The organism is Ensifer sp. Root423, from assembly GCF_001426275.1.
GTDB lineage: Bacteria > Pseudomonadota > Alphaproteobacteria > Rhizobiales > Rhizobiaceae > Ensifer > Ensifer adhaerens.
Genome location: NZ_LMEG01000016.1, coordinates 16,955 through 40,578, shown reverse-complemented (window position 1 = coordinate 40,578; position 23,624 = coordinate 16,955). Strand labels below are relative to the sequence as shown.

Annotated in this window: 25 protein-coding genes and 1 tRNA gene; 21 read left to right on the top strand and 5 right to left on the bottom strand. The window is 60.8% G+C overall.

The window, feature by feature from the left end:
* From ASD01_RS16495 to ASD01_RS36770, 7 genes are all read left to right on the top strand, one after another.
* Positions 1-1,593 (top strand): tail fiber domain-containing protein, encoded by a 1,593-nt coding sequence (locus tag ASD01_RS16495; RefSeq protein WP_060644160.1) that lies wholly within the window; start codon positions 1-3, stop codon positions 1,591-1,593.
* A complete protein-coding gene (locus ASD01_RS16490) occupies positions 1,590-1,862 on the top strand; it encodes a hypothetical protein (RefSeq protein ID WP_244495250.1) in 273 nt (90 codons plus the stop codon). Before ASD01_RS16495 ends, ASD01_RS16490 begins: the two co-directional genes overlap by 4 nt.
* Positions 1,862-4,186, top strand: coding sequence for a hypothetical protein (locus ASD01_RS36020; RefSeq protein WP_060644159.1), 2,325 nt, complete (start codon positions 1,862-1,864; stop codon positions 4,184-4,186). Before ASD01_RS16490 ends, ASD01_RS36020 begins: the two co-directional genes overlap by 1 nt.
* Entirely contained in the window at positions 4,186-6,234 is a 2,049-nt protein-coding gene (locus ASD01_RS16480; RefSeq protein ID WP_060644158.1) for a hypothetical protein, read from the top strand. Before ASD01_RS36020 ends, ASD01_RS16480 begins: the two co-directional genes overlap by 1 nt.
* Before the next feature lie 497 nt (positions 6,235-6,731).
* Entirely contained in the window at positions 6,732-7,097 is a 366-nt protein-coding gene (locus ASD01_RS36015; protein WP_162251002.1) for a hypothetical protein, read from the top strand.
* Between the two features lie 212 nt (positions 7,098-7,309).
* Positions 7,310-8,749, top strand: a complete 1,440-nt coding sequence (locus tag ASD01_RS36775) for a hypothetical protein (protein ID WP_244495249.1) — start codon at positions 7,310-7,312, stop codon at positions 8,747-8,749.
* Entirely contained in the window at positions 8,749-9,192 is a 444-nt protein-coding gene (locus ASD01_RS36770) for a hypothetical protein (protein ID WP_244495248.1), read from the top strand. The genes ASD01_RS36775 and ASD01_RS36770 overlap by 1 nt, the downstream gene beginning before the upstream one ends.
* 240 nt (positions 9,193-9,432) lie before the next feature.
* Here ASD01_RS36770 and ASD01_RS16450 read toward each other — a convergent pair whose 3' ends face one another.
* Positions 9,433-9,903 carry a hypothetical protein gene (locus tag ASD01_RS16450; protein WP_156623658.1) on the bottom strand — a complete coding sequence of 157 codons (471 nt, stop codon included), beginning with the start codon at positions 9,901-9,903 and terminating at the stop codon, positions 9,433-9,435.
* A gap of 431 nt (positions 9,904-10,334) precedes the next feature.
* Here ASD01_RS16450 and ASD01_RS16445 point away from each other — a divergent pair, with 431 nt between their 5' ends.
* The gene (locus tag ASD01_RS16445) at positions 10,335-10,745 is read left to right on the top strand and encodes an NUDIX hydrolase (RefSeq protein ID WP_244495247.1); all 411 of its coding nucleotides are present in this window, start codon (positions 10,335-10,337) and stop codon (positions 10,743-10,745) included.
* A gap of 6 nt (positions 10,746-10,751) precedes the next feature.
* Here the strand turns inward: ASD01_RS16445 and ASD01_RS16440 are convergent, their stop codons facing one another.
* Positions 10,752-11,006 (bottom strand): hypothetical protein, encoded by a 255-nt coding sequence (locus ASD01_RS16440; RefSeq protein ID WP_060518410.1) that lies wholly within the window; start codon positions 11,004-11,006, stop codon positions 10,752-10,754.
* A 251-nt stretch (positions 11,007-11,257) separates the two neighbouring features.
* On the opposite strand from ASD01_RS16440, the gene ASD01_RS16430 reads away from it, so the two are divergent.
* The 8 genes from ASD01_RS16430 (at position 11,258) to ASD01_RS16400 (ending at position 16,369) form a co-directional block, all read left to right on the top strand.
* Entirely contained in the window at positions 11,258-12,145 is an 888-nt protein-coding gene (locus tag ASD01_RS16430; protein WP_063979517.1) for a hypothetical protein, read from the top strand.
* A gap of 1 nt (position 12,146) precedes the next feature.
* Positions 12,147-12,383: a hypothetical protein gene (locus ASD01_RS16425; protein WP_060644150.1), complete on the top strand. Its 237-nt coding sequence runs from the start codon at positions 12,147-12,149 to the stop codon at positions 12,381-12,383.
* A complete protein-coding gene (locus ASD01_RS36765; RefSeq protein WP_156623657.1) occupies positions 12,274-12,507 on the top strand; it encodes a hypothetical protein in 234 nt (77 codons plus the stop codon). Before ASD01_RS16425 ends, ASD01_RS36765 begins: the two co-directional genes overlap by 110 nt.
* 12 nt (positions 12,508-12,519) lie before the next feature.
* A complete protein-coding gene (locus tag ASD01_RS35610) occupies positions 12,520-12,885 on the top strand; it encodes a DUF1515 family protein (RefSeq protein WP_244495246.1) in 366 nt (121 codons plus the stop codon).
* Positions 12,886-14,262: 1,377 nt separating this feature from the next.
* Positions 14,263-14,556 (top strand): hypothetical protein, encoded by a 294-nt coding sequence (locus tag ASD01_RS16415; protein WP_060644149.1) that lies wholly within the window; start codon positions 14,263-14,265, stop codon positions 14,554-14,556.
* A 4-nt stretch (positions 14,557-14,560) separates the two neighbouring features.
* The gene (locus tag ASD01_RS16410) at positions 14,561-14,749 is read left to right on the top strand and encodes a hypothetical protein (RefSeq protein ID WP_060644148.1); all 189 of its coding nucleotides are present in this window, start codon (positions 14,561-14,563) and stop codon (positions 14,747-14,749) included.
* A 194-nt stretch (positions 14,750-14,943) separates the two neighbouring features.
* Positions 14,944-15,858: a non-homologous end-joining DNA ligase gene (gene ligD, locus ASD01_RS16405; protein ID WP_458574499.1), complete on the top strand. Its 915-nt coding sequence runs from the start codon at positions 14,944-14,946 to the stop codon at positions 15,856-15,858.
* Between the two features lie 91 nt (positions 15,859-15,949).
* Positions 15,950-16,369 carry a hypothetical protein gene (locus ASD01_RS16400; protein WP_060644146.1) on the top strand — a complete coding sequence of 140 codons (420 nt, stop codon included), beginning with the start codon at positions 15,950-15,952 and terminating at the stop codon, positions 16,367-16,369.
* A gap of 748 nt (positions 16,370-17,117) precedes the next feature.
* Here the strand turns inward: ASD01_RS16400 and ASD01_RS16395 are convergent.
* On the bottom strand, positions 17,118-17,363 hold the full coding sequence (locus ASD01_RS16395) for a helix-turn-helix transcriptional regulator (RefSeq protein WP_060644145.1): 246 nt from the start codon (positions 17,361-17,363) through the stop codon (positions 17,118-17,120).
* A gap of 123 nt (positions 17,364-17,486) precedes the next feature.
* Here ASD01_RS16395 and ASD01_RS16390 point away from each other — a divergent pair, with 123 nt between their 5' ends.
* On the top strand, positions 17,487-18,245 hold the full coding sequence (locus tag ASD01_RS16390; RefSeq protein ID WP_060644144.1) for a hypothetical protein: 759 nt from the start codon (positions 17,487-17,489) through the stop codon (positions 18,243-18,245).
* A 124-nt stretch (positions 18,246-18,369) separates the two neighbouring features.
* On the opposite strand, the gene ASD01_RS16385 is transcribed toward ASD01_RS16390, so the two are convergent.
* Positions 18,370-18,445, bottom strand: a tRNA-Lys gene (locus tag ASD01_RS16385).
* A 191-nt stretch (positions 18,446-18,636) separates the two neighbouring features.
* Here ASD01_RS16385 and ASD01_RS16380 point away from each other — a divergent pair.
* A complete protein-coding gene (locus tag ASD01_RS16380) occupies positions 18,637-19,383 on the top strand; it encodes a cytochrome c biogenesis CcdA family protein (protein WP_034790946.1) in 747 nt (248 codons plus the stop codon).
* Between the two features lie 116 nt (positions 19,384-19,499).
* Entirely contained in the window at positions 19,500-20,462 is a 963-nt protein-coding gene (locus ASD01_RS16375; RefSeq protein WP_060517046.1) for an AEC family transporter, read from the top strand.
* Here the strand turns inward: ASD01_RS16375 and ASD01_RS16370 are convergent.
* Positions 20,430-21,641, bottom strand: coding sequence for a UbiH/UbiF family hydroxylase (locus ASD01_RS16370; RefSeq protein WP_034790950.1), 1,212 nt, complete (start codon positions 21,639-21,641; stop codon positions 20,430-20,432). The two genes, ASD01_RS16375 and ASD01_RS16370, sit on opposite strands and share 33 nt — an antisense overlap.
* Positions 21,642-21,914: 273 nt before the next feature.
* Here ASD01_RS16370 and pcsA point away from each other — a divergent pair, with 273 nt between their 5' ends.
* Positions 21,915-22,640, top strand: coding sequence for a phosphatidylcholine synthase (pcsA, locus tag ASD01_RS16365; protein WP_034790952.1), 726 nt, complete (start codon positions 21,915-21,917; stop codon positions 22,638-22,640).
* A gap of 9 nt (positions 22,641-22,649) precedes the next feature.
* Entirely contained in the window at positions 22,650-23,621 is a 972-nt protein-coding gene (locus ASD01_RS16360; protein WP_034790985.1) for a quinone oxidoreductase family protein, read from the top strand.
* Positions 23,622-23,624: the final 3 nt, after the last annotated feature.

Here is a 23,624-nt window from a genome sequence, read left to right as displayed (position 1 = left end):
ATGGGCAAGCCCAAAGCACCGAAGGCACCTGATCCGGCACAGACCGCGGCCGCGCAGACCGGCACGAACATCGGCACGGCGATTGCGAACCAGACGCTCGGCAACGTCAACCAGGTGACGCCCGACGGCGCCCTGACCTACAACCAGACCGGCACGAAACAGTGGACCGATCCCACGAGCGGTAAGGTCTATGATCTTCCGACCTATACGGCGACGCAAACGCTGTCTGCGGGTCAGCAGGCAATCAAAAACCAGACCGACAAGGCAGAACTGAACCTTGCGACCTTGGCCTCTGGTCAGTCTGCGAAGCTGAACGATCTGCTCGGCAAGCCCGTCGATACCTCCAAGGCGCCGGCGGCCGGCGATCCGTCGAAGATCGGGCTGCCGCAATACGCCGGCTACGGGGCCGGCCCAATGCTGCAGACGACGCTGCCGAACGCTGGAAACGTCCAATCGTCGATTGCTGGCGCAGGAAACATTCAGAGGGATGTCGCCAACGCCGGCCCGATCAAGACCTCGATCGGAGACACCGGCAACATCACCAACAGCTACGATTATAGCGCCGACACCTCGCGCTATGAAAACGCGCTGATGGAGCGGATGAACCCACAGCTTGCGCAGAGCCGTTCGGCGCTCGAAACGCAGTTGGCGAACCAGGGGCTTCAGCCGGGCTCTGAGGCCTATAACCGCGCGATCGACTCCGCGACGAGGCAGGAGAACGACGCCCGCCTTGGCGCCATCCTGAACGCCGGTCAGGAGCAATCCCGCCTTGCCGGCCTCGCTCGGGATCAGGCGACGTTTCAGAACTCGGCGCAACAGCAGAACTTCAACCAGGCGCTCGCGGCCGCGGGGTTCACCAACCAGGCACAGGCCCAGCAGTACGGCCAGAATGCCAGCAACATGCAGTTGTCGAATGCCGCGCAGCAGCAGCAGTTCGGACAGAACGCGGCACAGCTGGAAGCGAACAACGCCGCCCAGAACCAGAACTTTCAGCAGGGCCTGGCGGCGGCTGGTTTCGGCAACGATGCAAAGCAGCAGATGTACCAGAACCAGAACACGACGACGGCGGCGAACAATGCGCTGAAGGACCAGACGTTCAACGCCCAGCAGGCGCAGATGACGGCGCAGAACAATGCTCGATCGCAATATCTGAACGAGCTCTACGCCGCCCGAAATCAGCCGATTAACGAGATTTCGAGCCTGCTTTCCGGTGCCCAGGTCAGCCAGCCGAATTTCGTGCCGACGCAGGGCGTGAGCATCCCCAACGTCGATTACGCCGGCCTGGTGCAGCAGGACTACGCCAACAAGATGGGCGCCTACAATCAGAAGCAGGCCGGTATCGGGTCGATCCTCGGCGGGCTTGCAGGCTTCGCGGCGCTATCGGACGAGCGGGCCAAGAAGGACATCAAGAAGGTCGGCGGCCTCTATGAGTACCGCTACAAAGGCGAAGGCAAGAACGCTCCGAAGCGCATCGGTGTCATGGCGCAGGAGGTCGAAAAGATCCGCCCCGAGGTCGTCATCCGAGGTGACGACGGTCTCCGCCGTGTCGACTACGGCGCCCTTTTCTCGGCGGGAAAAAGGAAACTCGCATGAACAATCCGTTTTCCTTCTACGCCGGCATGCGCAGGCCTGACACCACCCAGAACCGGCAGCAGCTTGCCGAGCAACTGCAAGCGAAGATCATGGGGCAGCCGATGCCCCAGAACACCGCCGAGGGCGTCGGCGCGCTCATGACCGGGATTGCTGCGGGCGCCGCAAAGCGTAATGCGGCCTTTCCGGTGGCCCCGGGCGGCGGCAAAACCTCGCCGCTGACTGGCCTCGCTAACTTCTTCACCATGGGCCGAAATGGAGGGCTCTCGTAATGGTCGGATTTTTGTTCGGTGGCGACACCGGCGAGACTGCGCAGTCTCTCGCTCGCAAACGCGATATTCAGGACATGCTGGCGCGTCAGATCATGGGGCAGCAGCCGAAGACGGCCGCCGAGGGCATCGGCGCGCTGTTGAGCGGCATCGGCGTGGGTATCGGCCGCTATCGCACCGACAAGGCGCAGAAGGCTGGCAGCGACGCCGCCTCGACCCTCTACAACTCGATCCTCGGTACGCCCACCCGATCGACGGCGAGCGCACCCAGCGTCAAGCCTGGCGCCATGGGCGGCAACATGCCGAAGGTGGACAGCAAGGGGAGTATGCCCGTTGCCACCGTCGGCAATGACGAGATCCGCAGCGGCATCATTTCGTCGGCCAACGCGCTCGGCATCGATCCGGTCGACCTGGCGACGGCCATCTCCTACGAGACCGCCGGCACCTTCGACCCTCTGAAGCGTGGCCCGACCACGCAGCACGGCCAGCACCGCGGCCTCATCCAGTTCGGCGAGACGCAGGCTGTCGAAAACGGCGTCGACTGGAACAACCCCGTTGGTTCGCAACTCGGCGAGAACGGTGCCGTTGTCAGCTACCTGCGCAACGCTGGTGTGAAGCCAGGCATGGGCATGCTGGACATCTATTCCGCCATCAATGCCGGCGGCGTCGGCCGCTATGGTGCTTCGGACGCCAACAATGGCGGGGCTCCCGGTACGGTGGCCGACAAAGTCAACAATCAGATGGCGGGACATCGTCAGAAGGCGCTTGCCTTGCTCGGCCAGGGCGGCGGCGCGACCGTTGGCGAACCGATGGCCTACTACGACGATAAGGGCCTGTCGGTCGAAACCCGTAAGCCGACGTTCTCTCCGGATGCGCGGTCGGCTGGTGGCGCTCGTTCGACGGTAGAGGCGAATGCGCCGCGGAATGCCGCCGAGGCAGTGACGGCGATGGCAGGCGGCAACATGCCGGCGGCAAATCCGTTCGTTTCCCCCTTTGTGGACCCTGCGATGCAGTCCGCTGCGGCCGCCAACCAGGCCGGGGCGTCGCTCTCCGATGAGGTCGCGGCCTTCGAACAGACGCCCGAATACGCCGCGCGCTTCCCGGGGCGCCAGGTCAGCGCCTCGTTCCCGGGCAAGGAAGCCGACGACATGGGCGTTGCGGCTCTGCCCCAGCCGGTCAACGTTGGGGCAAACCCGGTCCCTCCGAACTCTCAACCCATCGACAACATGCAGATCCCGCCCCAGTTCGCAGGCTCACAGCAGCTTGCCAGCGCACAAGGGGGCATCATGGACGCTCTGAACGCAGGTGCACCAGCGACGCCGCAGCAGATCGCCCAGGCGCAGGCGGCAGGCCAGCAGCCGACGCAAGTCGCCCAGTCGGGTAATGGCGTCGATCCGCGCCTCTACGAGCTGCTGACGAATGACTTCGCGACCCCGGAAATGAAGGCCGTGGCCCGTTCGATGATCGAGCAGCAGATGCTGGCCAACGATCCGATGCGGCAGCTCGAAATGCGCAAGCTTCAGCGAGACCTGGATGCCCCCCACAAACGCGAAACCTCTGTCGTCAACGGTCGGCTCGTCGACAACCAGACCGGGCAGGTCATTGCCGAATATCCTGACGCGCAGAAGCCGACGGCGGACCGGCAGAACTACGAGTACTATCGCGATTTCGAGGTCAAGAACGGGCGCACACCCCTGGGTCCGCTCGAATGGGAGCAGGCGCAGCGCAAGGCCGGTGCCGGGACCACCAACGTCACCGTCGGCGAAAGCGACAAGTTCTATGAGAACCTGGATAAGAAGAACGCCGAAACCTTCGCGGCACTATCCGAGACCGGTATGCAGGCACGGGCTCGCATAGGGCAGATCAACCGGCTGGAAGGGCTGTTCGCCAACATGCCGCAGGGCATCGAGGGCGGGTTCAAGAAGCTTGCTGGCGATTGGGGCGTCGCGATTGGTGAAGGAACCAGCGATATTCAGGCAGCCTCGGCGCTGCTTGAGAAAATGGTTCCAGAGCAACGCGCACCCGGCTCCGGCCCGATGTCCGATGCTGATATCCGGATGTTTCGGGCATCGCTTCCTCGCGTCCTCAATCAGCCAGGCGGCAACGAGCTGATTTTCCAGACCATGCGCGGTATCGCCGAGTATGAGCAGCAGATGGGCGCTATTGCCGATGCCGTAGCCGATCGGGAGATCGAGCCGGCGGAAGGCCGCAAGCGCATCCGCGAGCTGAATAACCCGCTCGAAAACTACAAAATTCCGGACGGACCGACTCCAAACGAGGGGACGAAGAAAACCCGGACCGGCGTCAACTGGGGCTACGAAGAATAATGGGTACGCTTACGGTGAATGGCGTCAAGGTCAAGGTCGACGATAGCTTTAAGACGCTGTCGCCGGAGGAGCAGGAGGCCACCGTCAACGAAATCGCGGCGCAGATCGCAGCCGGTGGCAAGGGCAACGCTCCCGCGCGATCTGGCGGCGTTGATGGTGCCATGCGAGCCATGGCGCGCGGCACGCTCGGTATCGGCTCCTATCTCGACGAGCTCGACGCCGCGACGAACGCCACGCTAGCGCCCCTGGTCGATCCCTTCTTGCCCGATAGTTACGAAAAGCTGCCGGGGAAGTCGTGGGGGGAACGCTACGATCAGGCGCTCGACATCCAGCGCCGCAAAGACGACGAGTACGACACCGATAACCCGAAGCTCTCGACCGGCCTGCAGATCGCGGGGGGCGTCGGGTCTGCCGGTGCGCTGCTCCGGGCGGCTCCCGTCATAGGCAACTACGCGCTCGGCAATACCGGTGCGTCTGTTGGCTCGCGTGTTGTCTCTGCTGGCGTTGCCGGTGGCGGCACTGGCGCGGTGCAAGGCTTCGGCGCGGGCGAAGGTGGGATGAAAGAAAGGGCCAAACAGGCAGCCTTTGAAACCGGTGTGGGTGTGGGGACAGGCGTTGCCATGTTGCCTCTCGCAGCTGGCGCCAACAAGCTCGCGTCCTCGATCGCCAGCAAGATCCTCGGTGAAAGCAACGACGCGCTTTCGACTGTCACCGACCAGGCGCGGCGCTATGTCGTCGACGAATTGTCAGATCCGACGAAGGTCGCGCGGTACCGCGATTCCCTCGAACAGCTCGGCCCACAAGCGATGCTGGCCGACGTTTCGCCAGAATGGCTTGGTGTCGCCCGCGGTGCCGCCGCTCGCCCGGGCACCCGTGGCTTGATCGTCGACCCTCTCAACGAGCGTAGCGCCATGGCGAATACGCGTTTGCGGGGAGATGTCACCGACAATCTCGGTCCCGATCCGATTCCGTCGCGCGTCGATCGCTCACTTGCCAGCGAACAGAACCAGGTGCGTCGTCGCTACGGCCCCGCGATGGCGGAACGGTCGAACTATGATTTTACGCCGATCACCGACACGCTCGATGACGAAATTCAGCGCCTGCGCGGGCCGGCACAGCGTCAGTTGCGAAACGTGCGGCAGATGCTCAACGTCAATGGGCAGGACATGGTCACAACTGATCCCGCAATCGCCTTCGAAACCCGGCAGGCGATCGACGGCATCCTCGAAACCGAGCAAAACCCGAAGGTGATTTCGGCCCTGACCGAGGCCCGCCAGATGATCGACGATGGTCTGCGCGCGTCGGTGCCACGGATCAAGGAGGTTGATGGTCAGTTTGCGGAAATCGCACGCCAGCGCGACGCGTTGGGCGAGGGGCGCTCGATCCTGAACAACGGCGCCACCGCGATGCGCCCGTCGGAACTCGACGACGCGCTTCGTCAGGGTGCCGTGCCTCAAGGCGAAATGGTCGGGCCGTCGGGCGTACCGCTTCGCATGCAGCAAAGCTCCCTCGGCGAGGTTTATCGGGCAATCGGTACGGAGGCCAATGACCTCAACGCGCTGCGCAAGACGGTTCGAGGCGAGGGGGACTGGAACCGGGAGAAGCTGGGCATGCTGTTCGGCCAGGACCGAGCCGACAATGTTCTGAACGCGATCGATCGTGAAAACGTCTTCGCTGATACCGCAAACCGCGTCACGCGCGGCTCAGACACTGCCATGGGCTCACGCTTCAATCAGTTCCTCGACGAGGTCTCTAAGGGGCAGGAGATCCCCTCGGATGCCACCCTGTCGGGGACGGCGGCGAAGCTGTTCAAGTCGATCATGAAAAGGGTGGTGCAGGGGAATGCAGAGACGAACGCCGGCAAGCTGGCCGAAGATATTGGCCGCCTCAGCGTCGCCACCGGCTCGACCCGAGACCAGATCGTCGAGGCGATCCTTCGGCGCGGGGAGAAGAACGTGATCGACCAGCAGCGGGCTTCGACCGTGCGAGCCTTGGCAAAAGCTGGTGGTTTGGCGGGCTATTCGTCTCTACCAGGGGTGCGGAACTGACGGGCAGCGTCCCAACGGCCAGCGAAAAAACCAGCCGCAAAGACCATAAACGCTATCCCGAAAGCTCCAACCGCTTCAGCGGGAAGCAATTCGGCAACCCAGCGAACCCCGAAGGTTACCGGAACAGCCACAGCCAGGACGATCACAGCCGTAAGCACGCCGATGATTTTCAGCGCGGCATGGGACGGTTCGTTCGGGTTGTGGTCGATCTGCATAGCCCTAAAATACACGAGAACGCGCGTTCCTCAATCCTCGGATGCATGAAGCTCGATCGGGCCCCGTTCAGCCGTCGAAGCGCCCGCTTATTGCCCACAGGACGACAACCAGAACCGCGCCACAGATAAACCCGACCGGAAAGCCGGGGCCGAACCAAGCTTTTAGCGCGCGGAAGGCCTCGTGAAAGGCGAAGTACACCAGCGCAGTTGCGGCGACGCAGGCCAATTGGAAAGCAACCCGGGGCATCCCCACAACATACACGAGAACCGGAGGAAATGAAGATGGGCTCAGTTCGCCTTCTCTTTCGCCTCGGCGTTGCCGTCGAGAAGATTGGTCAGAAAATTGCGCAAGTCGGCGGCCGTGGCGAGATTCATTCTAAAACGAGCGCACACCTTGGCTTCGGCAACTCCGCCCAAGTCGTTGGCGACCTGAACCAGGCCTATGCGCGCTATGCCGTTGTGAATGGAACATTCGGAGATCAGGTCAACAAAGACTGCGGGCTCGCCATCGTCAAAAACCTCGATCTGATCGGTGCCCAAAAGGATTGTGCCGGTTTTTCTCAAAAGAATTCCCCCCTCTTGACCGAGCACTACGCCCGATACGCGGCATCATTGGATCAATCTGCGGTGGAGTCGAGAGGGATATAGCCTCCGCCGACAAGCCAGTCGCGAAGGATGCGCTTTATCGCTTCCTCGCGTGTCACAGCGTATTCGGCCATGACCATTTGAACGCCCCGCTCAATCTCATCACCCAGGTCCATCGACACTTTGCCCCTTTTATTAGCCCAAGGGAATGAAACCGAAATCCCCAGAACTTGCAAGGCTCCCTCTCCGGGAGCCTTTTTCTATGGAGAATGCTCATGCCTAGAACAGGTGGCGTCTACAGCCCTCCCGCCGGCACCAAAGGCACGCCGAACACGACCATCCAGAGCGTGCCTTACAATACGTTCATCGACGACCTGACGGCAGATGCTAATGCGGCGCGTCCGATCACCGCTGGCGGTACCGGCTCGACCACGGCAAGCGGCGCGCGCACGGCGCTCGGCGTTGCGATCGGGACGAACGTCCAGGCGTATGATGCCGGTCTTCAGTCGATCTCTGGTCTGACGACGGCCGCAGATCAGATGCTCTATACGACGGCGCTGGACACATATGCGACCACGGCGTTGACCCCCTTTGCCCGCACGCTTCTGGACGACGCGAACGCTTCGACGGCGCTGACGACACTCGGAGTGTCGACGTTCATCAAGACTCTGCTCGACGATGCTGATGCGGCCACCGCGCGGGCAACCCTCGGCGCGAACAACGCTTCGAACCTGACTACCGGGACCGTTGCCGACGCCATCATGAACGCGGCAACTTACAACCTTGGCGCCGTGAATATGTCTGGCCGCCTGACCTTGACCGGCGGCGGCGAAGAGATCCGGCTCGTGTCAGCGAGCGACACAGACGACCCGTACCTCTCATTTTGGAAGGGGGGCACGATCAATGCCAGGCAGGGATACGTTCAGCATACGGACGGTGCCGGGCTCACCCTGGGTATGCGGATGCAGAACGATGTTGCCACGGGTGGCGCGCTCTCTGTCGTCCTGTCCAACAACGGTGGTGTAGACGCCTTTCGCTACATCGTCGGCGCCAGCAACTACGCTGTTTGGCACACCGGGAACCTTGCGGCCGCCGACATCACCGCGCTCTACGGCTACACGCCGGCAAACAACGGGATCAGCATCGTTGCCGGCAACGGGATTACGGGAGGTGGTACACTGGCCGCCAGCCGCACGCTCACCCTCGGAACGCCGACTTCGGTCACCAACGCCTCGACGAACAGCGTCACCGCCACTAGCCATACTCACGAACTGGTCCTGACGGCTGCCGATCTTAATGGCATCTATGGGTATACCCCGGTCAATCCAACTCGGCAGGTTATCGCCGGTAACGGCCTCACGGGCGGTGGCACCCTGGCCGCCGATAGGACGTTGACGCTTGGGACGCCTGGAACGCTAACCGCTACCTCTGCCAATGCGGTCACGACCACGTCGCACACTCATGATGTCGATTGGGGCGGCGGCGCGGCTTCCCTCGGGGCCGGCGGGATCGGTACGTATGTGTGGGCACAACGCGTCGGCAACACCAACGGGTACGCTTTCGGAGCAACCATCTCCGGCGCTAACCTTGAACCTGCGAGTGGCATTTCCGCTACCAACGGTGTCGCTCTGTCGGGGACTTGGAGGTGCATGGGTGCCATCAGCGCTGGTGCGACCAGCACTGGTTCATTTGCTATTTGGTTGAGGATTTCGTGATGGAATTTCGTGACGCTTATTACAGCCGCCCCGATAACTCTGCGATTGATATGGAGATCAACCACCCCGAATTTGGGTGGCAGCCATTCACCGCCGCCCCTACTGATCCTGAGGAGCATGGTTGCCAACTCTTCTCAATCGCCAGTGAAGGGGTGGTTGCACCTTACACGCCCCCTTCGATCGAGTCGATCAGGGGGGCAATGGCTCCGCTGACAGCCCGTCAGCTACGTCTGGGACTCGTCACCAGCGGTTTTTCACTTTCACAAGTCTCCGCAGTCATCGATGCTTTGCCGGCCGGTGCCGACAAGGATAAAGCCCAGATCGAATGGGAATACGCCACCACCTTTGACCGGACACACCCGCTGATCGCGACCGTTGGCGGCGCGCTCGGCCTCACAGACGTCCAGATCGACGCCATGTGGACGGCTGCCATCACGCTCTAACCTGTGGCTCGAAGCGATGGTTTGGTTGCAATCTGTGATCAAATACGCTTTGGATTCCGGCGTCTGTAGAAGTCGAACGCTCAGACGGAAGGCTCTGGATCGTTACTGGTTTCGATCCGGAGCCTTTTCTAGATCGATTGCGTCACGATCTGGGTCGCGACCGATACCAGGAGAGCCGCTAGCGCGACGGCCGTTCCGATCCGCGCAATCTTCATACGGCGCCCGCGAGCGCCATTCCAGTCATAGCCCATCAGGTGACCTTCGTTGGTGGCGTCCGCTGTGACCCAGGCGAAGCTGCACCATAATCCGAACCAGCCATCCCCGCACATCCGAGGTTTCAACAAACTCGGCCATATGGTCGATCGCATGTTGAAGCGTTCGTTCGGTCAGCTTGATTGCATCCTCTGGGGATGACGTGAGGCTTCTCGCCCAGGTCGACAAGTGGGGTAGCAGATCCACAACCTGGGTGCTGCTAGCGGTATGCCGCGTCGTGTACTCGGAAAACTGCCGGCAGGAATTTCTTAGGCGGAATTCGAGCTCCCATTCGTTCCGAGTGCCGTCCATGTAGAGGCTGATGGCACGACGCGCGAGGTAGTCTGCCTCGTCGCTATCGCGACCGATGTTGCGCGCGTTGACGACCTTTTCAAAGGCCGTGGCGATGGCTGCCAAGCCTTCAGGAAGAATGCATCCGGATCGAGTTTGATCAAGCAAGGCGCCAACCTCTCCACTCGCGGCGCTACCGTCCAGCGATGGACGGATTATGCGCCGCTAAGGCACGCTTGGCGAATCTTTTCCGCAACCTGCCGTATTCGGCCAATGCGCTTTTCCCTATGCGAGGCGCGCGATCCCTTGGCGGCCGTCGGTCCCAGCCGGCACTATGCCGAGCGAGGATGTCTGAGGAAGGGTAAATGCGCAGGTGGATGCTTAAGTAAACCGAGACCCATCAGGATCAGGGTGTTGAGTGCCAAGGTTGAGGTAGCGACAGCGGCAAACCTTGATAATTTAGCATTTCCTTACGCTATCGATGTCTCACCCACTTGCCGGGAATCGAACTTCGCTCCAAATTTCTGCGAATGAAGAGAGCGCTGTCCCATCTCTCACGCCTCACGCGCCACGTGCAGACCATCCTTAGCGGGGGTGCCGTGGAGCAGTTCGGTGCGCTTTGTGTGCGTGGGGAACATCCTGATGAATATGAAGTCCTATTGATCACAACCCGAGAGACCGGACGCTGGACCATCCCCAAAGGGTGGCCGATCAAGGGGCTTTCACCTCACGAGGTCGCGGAGCGCGAGGCTTGGGAAGAGGCTGGCGTCAAGGGCCGCGCCAAGAAGAGTGCCTTTGGCTACTACACCTACATCAAAGCGCTGGATGATGGCAGTAAGCTGCCGTCCGTGGTCGAAGTTCATCTCGTGCAAGTGAAGCGGACCAAGAAGCGATTTCCCGAGCGCCGGCAGCGGAAGCTTGCCTGGATGGCGCCGGCGGAGGCGGCATCGATGGTTGCTGAGCCCGAACTCAAGGGATTGTTGAGCCGCGTGGCCGGCCTCGCGCGGTAGAGTTCCTTAGTGACTTTGCAATTCAATCCGGTCCAGGAGTGATACGACTTCGGACTGCATGTCCAGGCACAGCGCCTGATACTCGTTGATCAATTCCTCGCGGCGGGGGTGCTCCTTCAGCAGATTGTCGAGGGTCTGCGCGGCCAACGCGTAGGACTCGAACAGATCGTAAAGCGTCGGGTTCCTGGCGGCTCGCAACTGTTCACGGTGATGAGGCAAGACCAGGGAGAGCCGCGCCCGTCCGAGCTTGACCAACGACATTTGTCACAGCCTTTGTCGCGTCATTTTTGTCGCGTCATGACAGATTTCCAGAATGTCTTCTTTTTGCATGCTGCGGGTAGTGCCGCAATGGGGGCACTGAACCAGCTCCCTGGTCTCCATCTGAGCGAAAGTAACCCTCTCGCGCCCGCTGCACGTCAGGCACTGAATTTCGAAGCTGTTTGAGCAATCCACGGCTCCCTCCGCGCGCACATCACAACTATCTATCACTCCCCCAACCGAAGGAAAACCCGATGAACAGAACGACGTTCCTCGCCTATGCGAGGCGCGCGCCTTTTGGCGGCCGCCTTATGCAATCCCAGATCGACGGCATGAATGCCATCCTCGACGAGTGGGATCGGCGCCAGTCGACCGGCAAGGTGATCGACAACCGGTGGCTTGCCTACATGCTGGCGACCGTCTTTCACGAGACCGGGGGCACCATGCAGCCGGTGACCGAGAACCTCAATTATTCGGCCGCGCGCCTGGCCGAGGTCTGGCCGTCCCGGTTCCCGACCGTCGCCGGCGCCAAGCCCTTCGCCCGAAACCCGCGCAAGCTGGCCAACAAGGTCTATGGCGGCCGGATGGGCAATACCGGGCCTGACGACGGCTGGCGCTATCGCGGCCGGGGCCTGCCGCAGATCACCGGCAAGGAGAACTATGACAAGTTCGGCCTCGCCAAGACGCCGGAGAAGGCGGCCGAGATGGTAACCGCCATCCGCATCCTGTTTGACGGCATGATCGGCGGCATGTTCACCGGCATGAAGCTCGCCGACTATTTCAACCAAGTCGACAACGATCCCGTCGGCGCCCGCAAGATCGTCAACGGAACCGACAAGGCGAAGCTGATCGCGGGCTATTATCGCAACTTCCTCGACGCGCTCGAGGCGGCGCGAACGCCGGCCGAGCTGCCCGACGTGAAGACGGAAGCGGCGAAGGCGGACGATGTGCCGGCCGAGAGGAGTGGCACGGCGGTCACGACTGTTGGCGGGCTCTTCGGTGGCGCCGGCCTTTCGGCGGTGCTCGGCGTCAACAATCCCTATGCCTTCGGTATCGCTGCGCTCCTGATCGTTATCGGCTCGATCGCGGCTGTCATGTTCCTCACCGGCCGCTGGTCGGTGAACCGCGCGCCGGCCCGCTGACATGTGGCCGCGTATCATCGCCGGCGGGCTCGTGCTCGCCGGCATCGTGTGGCTGGTCGCCGAGATCCGCGAGGACGGCGCGCGGTCCCTCACCACCAAGATTGAAAGGCAGAACAATGCGAGCGGTGATGCAGCGAGCAATGCTCGCAGCGATTTTGACCTATGCCTCGATCGGGGCGGCGTGTGGGATTACGGCGCCGGCAAGTGTCGACGGTCTCAGGCGGGTCGTTGGAACTGATCTGATCGGCGCGCGAGGGGCGACGACCGAAGATCAGCGGAAAATAGACCGAACCGCCGTCGGCATCTGCGCGGCGGCGATCTGGACGAAGGCGGAATGCGAACGGCACGGGGAAGGGCGCTAGGGTATGGCACCAATGGAAATCGATGCGGCGGTTCACCGCCAGCTTGGGGAATTGGTCGCGGGCATGCGGGGTCTGCAGGAATCGATCCGGCGATTGGAGGAGGGGTCTGTGCGGGCAGAGGATAAGGCGGCGACGAGCCGGGCCGCCGTGCATCAACGCATGGATCAGCTCGTCGACCGCGTCGGCGACCTGGAGGCATCGGTATCGACCATCGATTCGAACGTTGCCGAAATGAAGCCGGTGACCGACGACGTGAAGCGGTGGAAGCTGATGGGCATCGGCGCGCTCGGCGTCACGGGGATAGCCGCGATGGCGCTGGGCGTGAGCTTCGCTGAGGCTATCAGGCGAATTGTGTTCGTGATTATCGGGAAGGGATAGCGGCGCTGGGCTGCTAGCTAGAGCGAGGGGTTCCCACAGGACGAAGGTGCTTCGCTGGATTTGGTGCCAGACAAAAGAATGGCCCCGATGGGGCGTCGGGGCCAATGAGTATGCGTCATCATCAAGAGAAGCTTCACGCGAGAAACTGACTTCCCTGTGAAGCCCGGCTATGATCCCGGGGAGGATCATTGCTAAAAAACTGCCGATGCTAAATTAAGTTCCGTCTCTACCGTAAAAGAAATGGCCCCGTCGGGCGGCGACGAGGCCATCGGCACTGAGCAGGCTTCACTTCCGGAGGGATTGTGAAGGTGTCACCCTGATCGGGGAAAGGGTTTCACAAAGCCAGAAACGCAAGCGGCGGTTCTGAGTTCCGTCTCTGCAAAAAAATGGCCGCAAATTGCAACCAACGAGCCACGAAAAAGTGTGTGCGTCATCTACTCGCACGCGCTCAAACGAATGAAGCCCCGCAGGGGATGCGGGGCCTCATCGTGGAAGGTCGTCAAACCATAAAAAACGCAATGCGTACATTATTCAGTGATCGCGCGGCAATGAGAATACAACCATGGATTATTTCTGTTGCGCGATCACGGTTGTATCGTCGCAAAAATGCTGATCGATCGCAATCATGCGAAAGGGTTAGTCTCGCGTAATCAATTTGGGGGCGCAAACGGCTTTGATGCCGCCGCGGGGGATCCTATCTTTCGGAACACCATCACTGAATAATGCGGGTGCCCGGCCAATCCCGGCAGGAGCGACCCGCACAGCTCACCGGAGCTAATCCATTAGCCACAATGCAGGCGATGGGAACATAGGTTCGCTCCAGCTATGGCGTTAACGCGAGGGCGATAAGCCAAGCTGTCAAAGCAATCAGAAGCCAAACCCGAGCGTGCCTAAACCGTTGCCGTCTGGCGCGTTCCCAATCGTAGGACATGAGCTTCCCCCTCTCGGCCGCGCAAAATGCCAGATTGTGGGTGGGCGGGAAAGACGCTTTTCCTCAAAAAAATTGGCCCCAAAGTGCAACCAGCGGGGCCAAGAGAGTTCACTGTCCAACGAGCCCTCGCAGGGGTGGATAGCTGGGCTCGTTCTGTAAACCCGCCATCGAGGTGACGGTTCCGCGCTTTTATGGCGAATCCTACAAATTGCGCGGCGTGCAGAAGCCTGCTTTTATACGGGCATGACCACGAAGCTTTCAGATATCGGGCTGAGGCCTAGGCTCCTCGATGAGCTCCATCGGCGAGGGTATACGACCGTCGAGGACATGAAAGGCGTTCCCACGATAGACGCCCTGCGAATAATGGGAATGGGCGGCGCATCCTGGCGAAAAATCTGCAAAGCGTCACGGAGGGCACCATTTCCTAGCACGCCGCGCAGGAAACCATGACCGAATTCTACCAGCCCCGCTACCAGTGGCGCCGCACCGAACTGGACGCCAACGACCCGCCGACCGATTTCGATTGGCTGGGCTTCGACGGTATCGGCTACATAGGCCGCATCCGGAAAGAGACCGGCGGTCCGACGGCTGGGCGCTGGAACTGGGCGGGGTCTGTCCCCCGGACCTTTAGAGGATCGCCACCCACGCCGAACCAAGGGTATTGCGATACTGCGCGAGAGGCCACCGAGATGGTCGAGACCTATTGGGATTGGTGCCTGCGACGGATGCAGGGCGAATAGGTCAATGAAGCGGGGGTGCCTTCGGCTTTCGAAGGATCACGCCGACGGCATCTTCGAACATCGTATCTTTGGCGTCGAGCGCGAGCCAGTGGTTGTGCGCGAGTTCGATTACAGCGTCGCAGACTTCTCGCTCAGACCAGCCGGCGTCCTCAGCTTCCTCGACCACCGCCTGGAAGATTTCCTCAAGCGCTAACTGGCAATCCAAGGGTATGAGCCTTCCCGCTTCGGCGACGCAAAAATCGATGACTTCGGCATTATCTTCCTCCGGTACCCCAGCTTAGACGTTTTCGCTGTTTCATGCGTTAATTCGTCATGGCTAAAACGCTCAGAAAGAAATCTGTTCCCGCGACACTGTCCGAGCCGATGCCGCGGCGCGTCGATCCTTGCGTGGCAACCCTGGTCGACAAGCCGCCGAAAGGTCCGGAATGGGCCTTTGAGGTAAAGTGGGACGGGTACCGCCTGGCTGTCCATGTCGAGCCCGGCGAGGTGAGGGCAATCACGCGCGGCGGTTATGACTGGTCCAAGAAGTTCGGCTCCATCGTCGCTGAGGCGCGCGAGCTCGGCCATGCCACCATGATCATCGACGGCGAGGCGGTCGTTCTCGACGACCAGGGCCGCTCTGATTTCGGGCTTCTACAGCGCGCGGTCGGGAGAAAGCCAAGCCTGCACGATGCCGGCGAGATCATCTTCTATGCCTTTGACCTTCTCTACCTCGACGGCCAAGACCTCCGGATGATGCCGCTTGTCGAACGCCGGCAACTGCTCGAACCGATCGTCGCCGGCAGGACTGGTGCGATCCGCTTCTCCGAGGAGGTGCACGCCGACGGCGCCGAGTTCTTCCGGGTCGCATGCGAACACGGCCTCGAAGGCATCATCGCCAAGCGGCGGGACGCGCCATATCGATCGGGCCGCCGTCCGGAATGGCTGAAGATCAAATGCGCGCGGCGCGACTGGTTTGTGATCGTCGGATATGAGCCGTCCACGATGCCTGGCGCGATCGGCCGGCTACTGCTGGCTGCGAGGAAGGGCGACGGTCTCGTCTATGTTGGCGGGTGCGGGACCGGGTGGAGCAACAAGGAATCGGTGCAGCTACGCCAACTGCTCGACACGATGCCGGCTAGCCGTCCGCCGGTGGCGCTGAAGCGGAAGGGCGCTGTGTTCTCGGAACCTATTTTCGTTGCCGAGGTCGAATACCGAACATGGACACAGGACGGCAAGCTGCGGCATCCCTCGTTCAAAGGCATACGCGAAATGGAAGGACCGTTCCAAGTCTATGAATCAATCGCGACGCCTGAACGTTAGCCAGGGCATCATGCTGCTCTAAGCCTCAATTGTGAGCCGCAGTTGTTGTGTTATCCTTCTCCACCTTTGTAGTCATGGTGGGGTGAGAAACATGACGTCGGTTTTGGATGCGCAACCCTTATTTGCACTTGTTGCGGCCTTGTGGGTCGCCACGAATGTCACTGTTTCTGCATCTCAAGCCATTAATGAGCGACGCGATGCGGTCTTGCTCGGGCGCAGCGGTGACCAGGCGTTGAGCATCAGGCACCGCAGATTAATTATGAAGAACGATTGGCTCCCAATGACCGTGGCAACGGGAATAGCGTGCATCGTTTTCGGGGTGTTACTCGCCATAGCTCCCACAACGCTTAATTTGTCACCAAACATGTCATGGCTTTGCTACGTTCTGTGCCTCGTCCCTGGAATAGGAGCAATAAGCTTGCTGTATGGCGGCGCCCATGAATACCGCCTCATGAAGGAAGTTTTGGCCGCAGAAGAAAACGTCCGGGCGCATCCTCCTGCGAAACAGTGAGTCCGCGACGTAGTTAGCCGGAAGCCAGGAAAAGCCTCGCTGCGTTCTCGCGCTGTGGAAACCTTGGAAAAGTAAAGTTGTGATTGGCGCCCGTCGGCAGTCTCGACTGAAATCCCCGCTCGGAGGTGCGGGATGTCGCTAGCCTACTACGCCCGGAATGCAGCAAGCGCTGAACGTGCCCGACGCAGGATGAGGCGAGAGGGCGTTACAATGAGCGGAAGCATCCTGTGGACTGAAGCGGAGATACAAATCCTTCGCCAATTCCCTAGCAACCAACAGGCACACGAGAGGTTGCCGCATCGCACCATCAAGGCCATTGAGAATCAGCGCCGTAAACAGAGACTTACTAGGCAGCTTCACTGGTGGACAGCGGCAGAGATTTCGAAACTTCGTCGCATGTACCCGCGATGTTCAAAGGAAGAAATCTGCGCGACATTTCCGCATGCGACGTGGAGCAGCATTCAGCATGCGGCCTGGCGTCACAATTTTCGACGCGAGAAGCCACCGTACAAACCTACTGGCCACCCGGCGGTCGATCAAATTCTTGAAAAATGCTTCTCCATAGGATGGTCCCTCGTTGACCTCGATCGAGAAGCCAAGACCAGAGGATATTTCGCACATGGGTGCAGGCAGTGTAATGGGCCTAATTACAAGGCGATCGGTCGGGCGTTGAATGTCCTGCAGGGACGAGTATCAATTGAGTGGCTTGACGAGATATAAAAATTCGTTCCTCACCCGCTAGCCAGTTTCAGCCGTTCCGTTTTCCCACCAGCCTCACACCGGGCTGACCGTGGTTTAGAAACTCAATCCCTTCCTGCTCTAGGACCCGCTGGACATTCTGCACGTTCTGCGCACGCCCGGCTATCTGCCCGGCGCCGGCAGCCTCCATATTGCGGATGGTGTTCACGTTCACTCCCGCTTTCTCGGCCACATCCTTTTGCTCAAGCCCCGCTAAAGCCCTCGCAGCCTTGAGCTGATTCCCCGTTGTAAGCATCTGAAATCCTCTCTGAAACCATATAATTAGGTATCAGAACTAGATAGGTGTTGACAAGGTGCAAGGAAGGTTTAGGTTACTAAACATAGTTACCTAGTTCTGAAACCTAAATTAGGATCTGACATGCCGAACACTCCCGTTCAGGCAGCCGTCGAAGGCTTGCCCAAATTCCAAGACGAACTGCCCGCCGCAATTGTGAACCGCCTCGCCCATGAGCTTTCTCGTGCCTTGAACGACTACGACCTGAACTGCCATGCGGTGATCTACCCGTCGGAGAAGATGGAGTACTGCTGCGGGTTTGCTTTCGACGGGCTAGGCCGCACAGCAAATCCGGTCGTGCCCACTGGCCGAGGCAGCTATCGTCGATTCCACGACACCACTCTGGAAGACATTCTACGCTCCTACGACAATTGCCCTGCCGAGTTTCGAGACGAGACACGCGAGGAGGTGATTGCGCACTGGCGGCTCGCAGAGGCGAACGTGAATGCATTGCGGGCGCGGACTGGATTGCCTGCGGAAATCGAGCCCTTGCCTAGCGAAAACTTGGAGCACCGGATCGAGGCAGCCAAGGCGGAACTCATTGCCTGCCTTGAAGCCAAACATGGCGGAGTTTCAGCAGCGATGCATAATGACCGGTTGGTTTGCGTCTATGTGCGTGCTCCGTTGGAGGCTGTCGGATATACCGGACCAGGGTTTTACGAGATCGAGGATGCTAAGGGGCGCCGACCGATACTTTGGCTTGAGCGGCATGACTACAAGACCGTACCTGGCTTCTATTACCGTGCCGAGAGCCGTTGGAAGGGCAGGGTAGCGTACAAATTGCGCCTGAAACCAAGCACGTTTCGAATCATTCGCGAGGCGGGAGACTATGCGGGCGCATGAGCAAGGGCCGGCTAGTGCGGCAACGCCATTCACTTCCCCGCAGTACCCATGCGGAACCCTTACCTCGCAAAAGCCGCAACGTCAGTAGCGGTGGAGATTAAGTGTTTGATTTTTCTCATGGATTTGGTGAGCGCGCAGGGATTCGAACCCTGGACCTACTGATTAAAAGTCAGTTGCTCTACCGGCTGAGCTACGCGCTCCCTGGCCGCGGCGGTGAAGCCCGGCGGAAGTGGCCGGACATATGCACGCGTGTTTCCCCCCGGTCAACCGAAAAATTGCGGGTTTTGTGAAGAAACGGTGCATGGCGCAATGATCGCCAAAAGGTGATTGGTATCATCATGATCCTGCGGCTAAGGAATGGCCCAAATGCCGCGTGCCGGAGTTGTTGCCGTTGTCGATCGCCGATATTTCCATCTGGACCGCCGTCCTTGCCGGCGCCCTTTCGTTCCTTTCTCCCTGCGTTCTGCCGCTCGTACCGCCCTATCTCTGCTATATGGCGGGCGTCTCGGTCGATCAGTTCCGCAGCGGTGATGCGGCGACCATCGGCAGCACGAGACGCGCTGTCTTGCCGGCAGCCCTGTTGTTCACGCTCGGTTTTGCCACCGTCTTCGTGGCGCTCGGGGCGGGGGCCTCGTCGATCGGCATGCTGCTTCGGCAGCATATGGACCTGCTGTCGCGCGTCGGCGGCGTGATCATCATCATCATGGGCCTGCATTTCCTTGGCGTGTTCAAGATCGGGCTGCTCGCGCGGGAAGCGCGATTCCAGGGCGGCGGCAAGCCGGCGACGCTCTCGGGCGCCTACATCATGGGTCTTGCCTTTGCCTTCGGCTGGACGCCCTGCATCGGCCCGGTACTCGGCACGATCCTCGGCGTTGCTGCCGCACGTGACACCGTGTCCGACGGCGCAATGTTGCTGGCGATCTATTCGCTGGGCCTTGCCGTGCCGTTCTGGATCGCGGCTGCGTTTTCCGGCTCCTTCATGCGCTTCCTCTTCCGCTTCCGTCGCCATCTCGGTCTGGTCGAGAAGCTGATGGGCGGCCTTCTGGTGCTGGCGGGCCTGGCTTTTCTCTTCGGCTTCATCAGTTCCGTCGCCATCTGGTTCCAGACGACCTTCCCGATCCTGATGAAAATCGGCTAGGGCATACCCTCGTATTTTAGAATCACTTTTCGGCTTAACCGGCCTAATCGTCAGGCCGGTTCGTGCGCTAGGCGTGCGGGCGTCGGCGCGGGAAGGTGAAGGATGCGAGGGACAAGATGACGGAAATCGCGGGCCTGGTGCTGCCGTTCTTCGGCCTGATCTTCCTCGGTTATCTGACGGCGCGCTTCGTCCACCATCCGGGCGAGGCGATGGGGTGGCTGAACACCTTCATCATCTACCTCGCGCTGCCGGCGCTGTTCTTCAAGCTCGTCTCGCGCACGCCGATTGAACAGCTGGCGCGTGCCGACTTCATCCTGACCACCGTCGGTGCGACCTACATCGTCTTTTCGCTGATCTTCCTCATCGGGGTCTATGTCAGGCGCAACTCCATTGCCGAGGCGACGATCCAGGGTTTTGGCGCTGCTTATGGCAATATCGGCTACATGGGGCCTGGCCTTGCGCTCCTGGCGTTGGGCGATGCCGCTGCCGTACCGGTGGCGCTGATCTTCAGCTTCGAAAACGCCGCGCATTTCGCGGTCGCACCGGCGATGATGGCGATATCAGGCGGCCGGCAGGAAAAGCCGCTGGCGCTTGCAGCCAGCGTCGCGCGCAAGATCATTCTGCACCCGTTCATCCTGGCCACACTTGCCGGTGTGGTCGCCGCCTTTTTCGCCGTGCAGCCGCCAGTTCCGGTTCAGCGGCTGATCGATTATCTCGCCCAGTGTGCGGCGCCCTGCGCGCTCTTTGCCATGGGGGTGACGCTGGCGCTGCGCCCAATCAAGCGCATTCCCGTCGAGATCGGCTACATCGTCCCGGCGAAACTGCTCTTGCATCCGCTCGTCATGTTCACGGCAATGAGCCTGACGGGGAACTATGATCCGGTCTGGGTGCAGACGGCGGTACTGCTCGCAGCGCTTCCGACGGCGACGAACGTTTTCGTTATCGGCCATCAATATGGTGTGTGGCAGGAGCGAGCCTCGGCCACGATCCTCATCACTACGACACTGTCAGTCGCAACGGTGACCGGCCTGCTTTACCTGATCCGTTCAGGCGCTCTTCCGCCCGATCTTTTCCCTTAAGCCTTCCTTGAAGGCATTGAGCGCGCTGCCGGGGTGCACGCCTTCGCGCATCAGCAGGCTGCGGAGCGGCCCAACGGCGGAAAGTACGTGCAGCCCCAGTGCGCGCAGCGCCTGCACTGGCAGGAAGCCGGAGAGCAGCGAGCGGTTGAGCAGATCCACACTTGCCGTGCGGCTGATGATGTCCGGCCGGCGGCGGCTGTCGAAGCGGTCACCGATATCGCCGGCAAGCGGCTCGCCGCTGGATACGCCGATGATATCGACGAGCGTCATCACATCGCGGAGGCTAAGGTTGAGCCCCTGAGCGCCGATCGGCGGGAAGGCGTGCGCTGCTTCGCCGAGGAGCACGACGCGGCCCTTGCCGAAGCGCTGGGCGGTCATGCCCGAGAGCGGGAAGGATTGCGGCGTGCCCTCGACGGTTACCTTGCCGAGGATTGATTGCATCCGGTCTTCGACGGCGCGGGAGAGTGCCGCAAGATCCAGCGTCAGCGTTTGTGCGGCATCCTCGGGTTTGCGGACCCAGACCAGGCTGGAGCGGTTGCCCGGCAGGGGCACTTGCGTGAAGGGACCGCTTTCGGTGTGGAATTCGGTCGAGATGTTCTGGTGCGGCAGCTCGTGCGCAAAGTTCAAGACGACCGCCGTCTGCGGATAGGACCAGGTGCTGACGGAGATCTTCGCCGCTTCGCGCACCGGCGACCGACGACCATCGGCGCCGACGAGGAGATAGGCGCTGCATTGGCTGCCGTTTGCAAGCTCGATCGTTGCGACAGCGTCCGAAAGTTCAAAGCCGATCGCCGACGTGGTGATGCGTGTCAGCGTCGGGCTCTCTTCGGCGCGGTGGCAGAGAATATCGATGAAGGGCGCGTTGGGGATATTGTAGCCGAAGGCGTCGAGCCCGACTTCCGAGGCACGGAAGTTGACCGGTGGCGCCCGCAGCAACCGGTTGGTGCCGTCGAGGATACGCATGGTCGAAAGCGGAGCCGTCAGCGGCTCGACCTTTTCCCAAAGGTTGAGCGTCTTCAGATACTCGATCGATTGGTCCATCAGCGCGGTGGTGCGTCCGTCGGCAACCGCCGGCTCCGGTCCGATCAAGGCCACGCGGTAGCCCGCATCGGCAAGCGCGATGGCCGCAAGCGATCCGGCAAGGCCCGCACCGATAATGGCGATGTCGAAGTGGTCCATGATGCAAAAGCCCTTTCGCGCAAGCTGTGAGGCGTCTTGGCCCAGCCTCGATCATACCTCTAGTCGCCGGCGCATGCGAAATAAATGGGTAGAATCAGCGCAGAAGCAATTTGCAGGTGTCCACAGGACAATGGGGCGAGGGGAGGCTGTAATACTTGAATTTTAGTGGCGATGCGTTGCAAAGGGTGCATATTACGGGCAACGCGCCGCACAGCGGTCGAGGCGGGTCAAGGCCCGCACGGGGAAAACAGCAGGGGTGGGCGGCATCCGCAGATGAAGTTCTTTAACTATAGACGAGTTCCCTACGCCGAGATTCGCGCCTTTTCCGTGCATATCTTGACCGCCTCGGGGTCGTTTCTCGCCTTCCTGGGTGTCGTGGCTGCGGCCGAGCATCGCTTCGTCGACATGTTCTGGTGGCTGGGGCTGGCGCTGCTCGTCGACGGCATCGACGGGCCGATCGCGCGCAAGGTGCGCGTCAAGGAAGTGCTGCCCAACTGGTCGGGCGATACGCTCGACAACGTCATCGACTATGTGACCTATGTGCTGTTGCCTGCCTTTGCGCTCTACCAGAGCGGCATGATCGGCGAGCCCTGGTCCTTCGTGGCGGCCGGCGCGATCGTGGTTTCGAGCGCGATCTACTATGCCGATATGGGCATGAAGACGGACGAATACTTTTTCTCCGGTTTCCCCGTCGTCTGGAACATGGTCGTCTTCACATTGTTCGTCATTCAGGCGAGCGAGCTGACCGCGTCGATCGTCGTTTTCGTGTCGGTGGTCTTGACCTTCCTGCCGATCAACTTCCTTCATCCGGTTCGCGTCCAGCGCTTGCGACCGCTGAACCTCGGCATCTTCCTCTTGTGGTCGGCGCTCGGCATCTATGCGCTGCTCCTGCATTTTGCGACGCCGGCATGGGTCGTGACCGGCTTCGTCGTCACAGGCATCTATCTCTACGTGATTGGCTTCGTGCTGCAGATTTTCCCAAGTCTCGGCCGGAAATAGGAGCAGGCAATGGCACAGGCGATTGTGGTACGCGAACTCGGAGGACCGGAGGTCCTGAAGCTCGAAGGCGTGACACTCTCGCCGCCGGGGCCGGGTGAGGTACAGATCCGGCAGGTGGCCGTCGGCCTCAATTTCATCGACGTCTACTTCCGCACCGGCCTCTACAAGTCGGCTTTGCCCTTCGTGCCGGGCAAGGAAGGTGCCGGCATCGTCACTGCGGTTGGCGACGGAGTCAGCCTGTTTTCCGTCGGTGATCGCGTCGCCTATGCCTCGGCCGATGGTGCCTATGCGAGCGAGCGCAACGTCGATGCTGCGCAGTTGGTGAAGGTGCCCGACGGCATCAGCCTCGAGACTGCGGCTGCGATGATGCTGAAAGGCATGACGGCACAATACTTGCTCAACCAGACCTATCAGGTCGGTCCGGGCACGACGATTCTCTTCCATGCCGCAGCCGGCGGCGTCGGGCTGATTGCCGGCCAATGGGCGAAGGCGCTTGGCGCGACCGTTATTGGCACAGCGGGCTCGCAGGACAAGATGGATCTGGCGCTGGCGCATGGCTACGACCACGTGATCAACTACCGCAGCGACAATTTCGTCGCGCGGGTCAAGGAATTGACCGACGGCCGGGGCGTTGATGTCGTCTACGATTCCGTCGGGCGCGACACCTATCCGGCGTCGTTGGATTGCATCAAGCCGCGCGGCCTCTGGGTCAGCTTCGGCAATTCGTCCGGTCCAGTGGAGGCTTTTAGCATCGGCATCCTGGCGCAGAAGGGGTCGCTGTTTGCGACGCGTCCGACACTCTTTGGTTACGTTGCCACGCGGCCTGCGCTGGAAGCGTGTGCAAATTCCCTGTTTGATATTGTGCAAAGCAACAAAGTGCGTATCAATATAAATCAGACTTATCCGCTTGCCGATGCGGGGCGAGCGCATACGGATCTCGAGACAAGAAAAACAAGTGGAACAACACTGCTGATTCCGTGATCG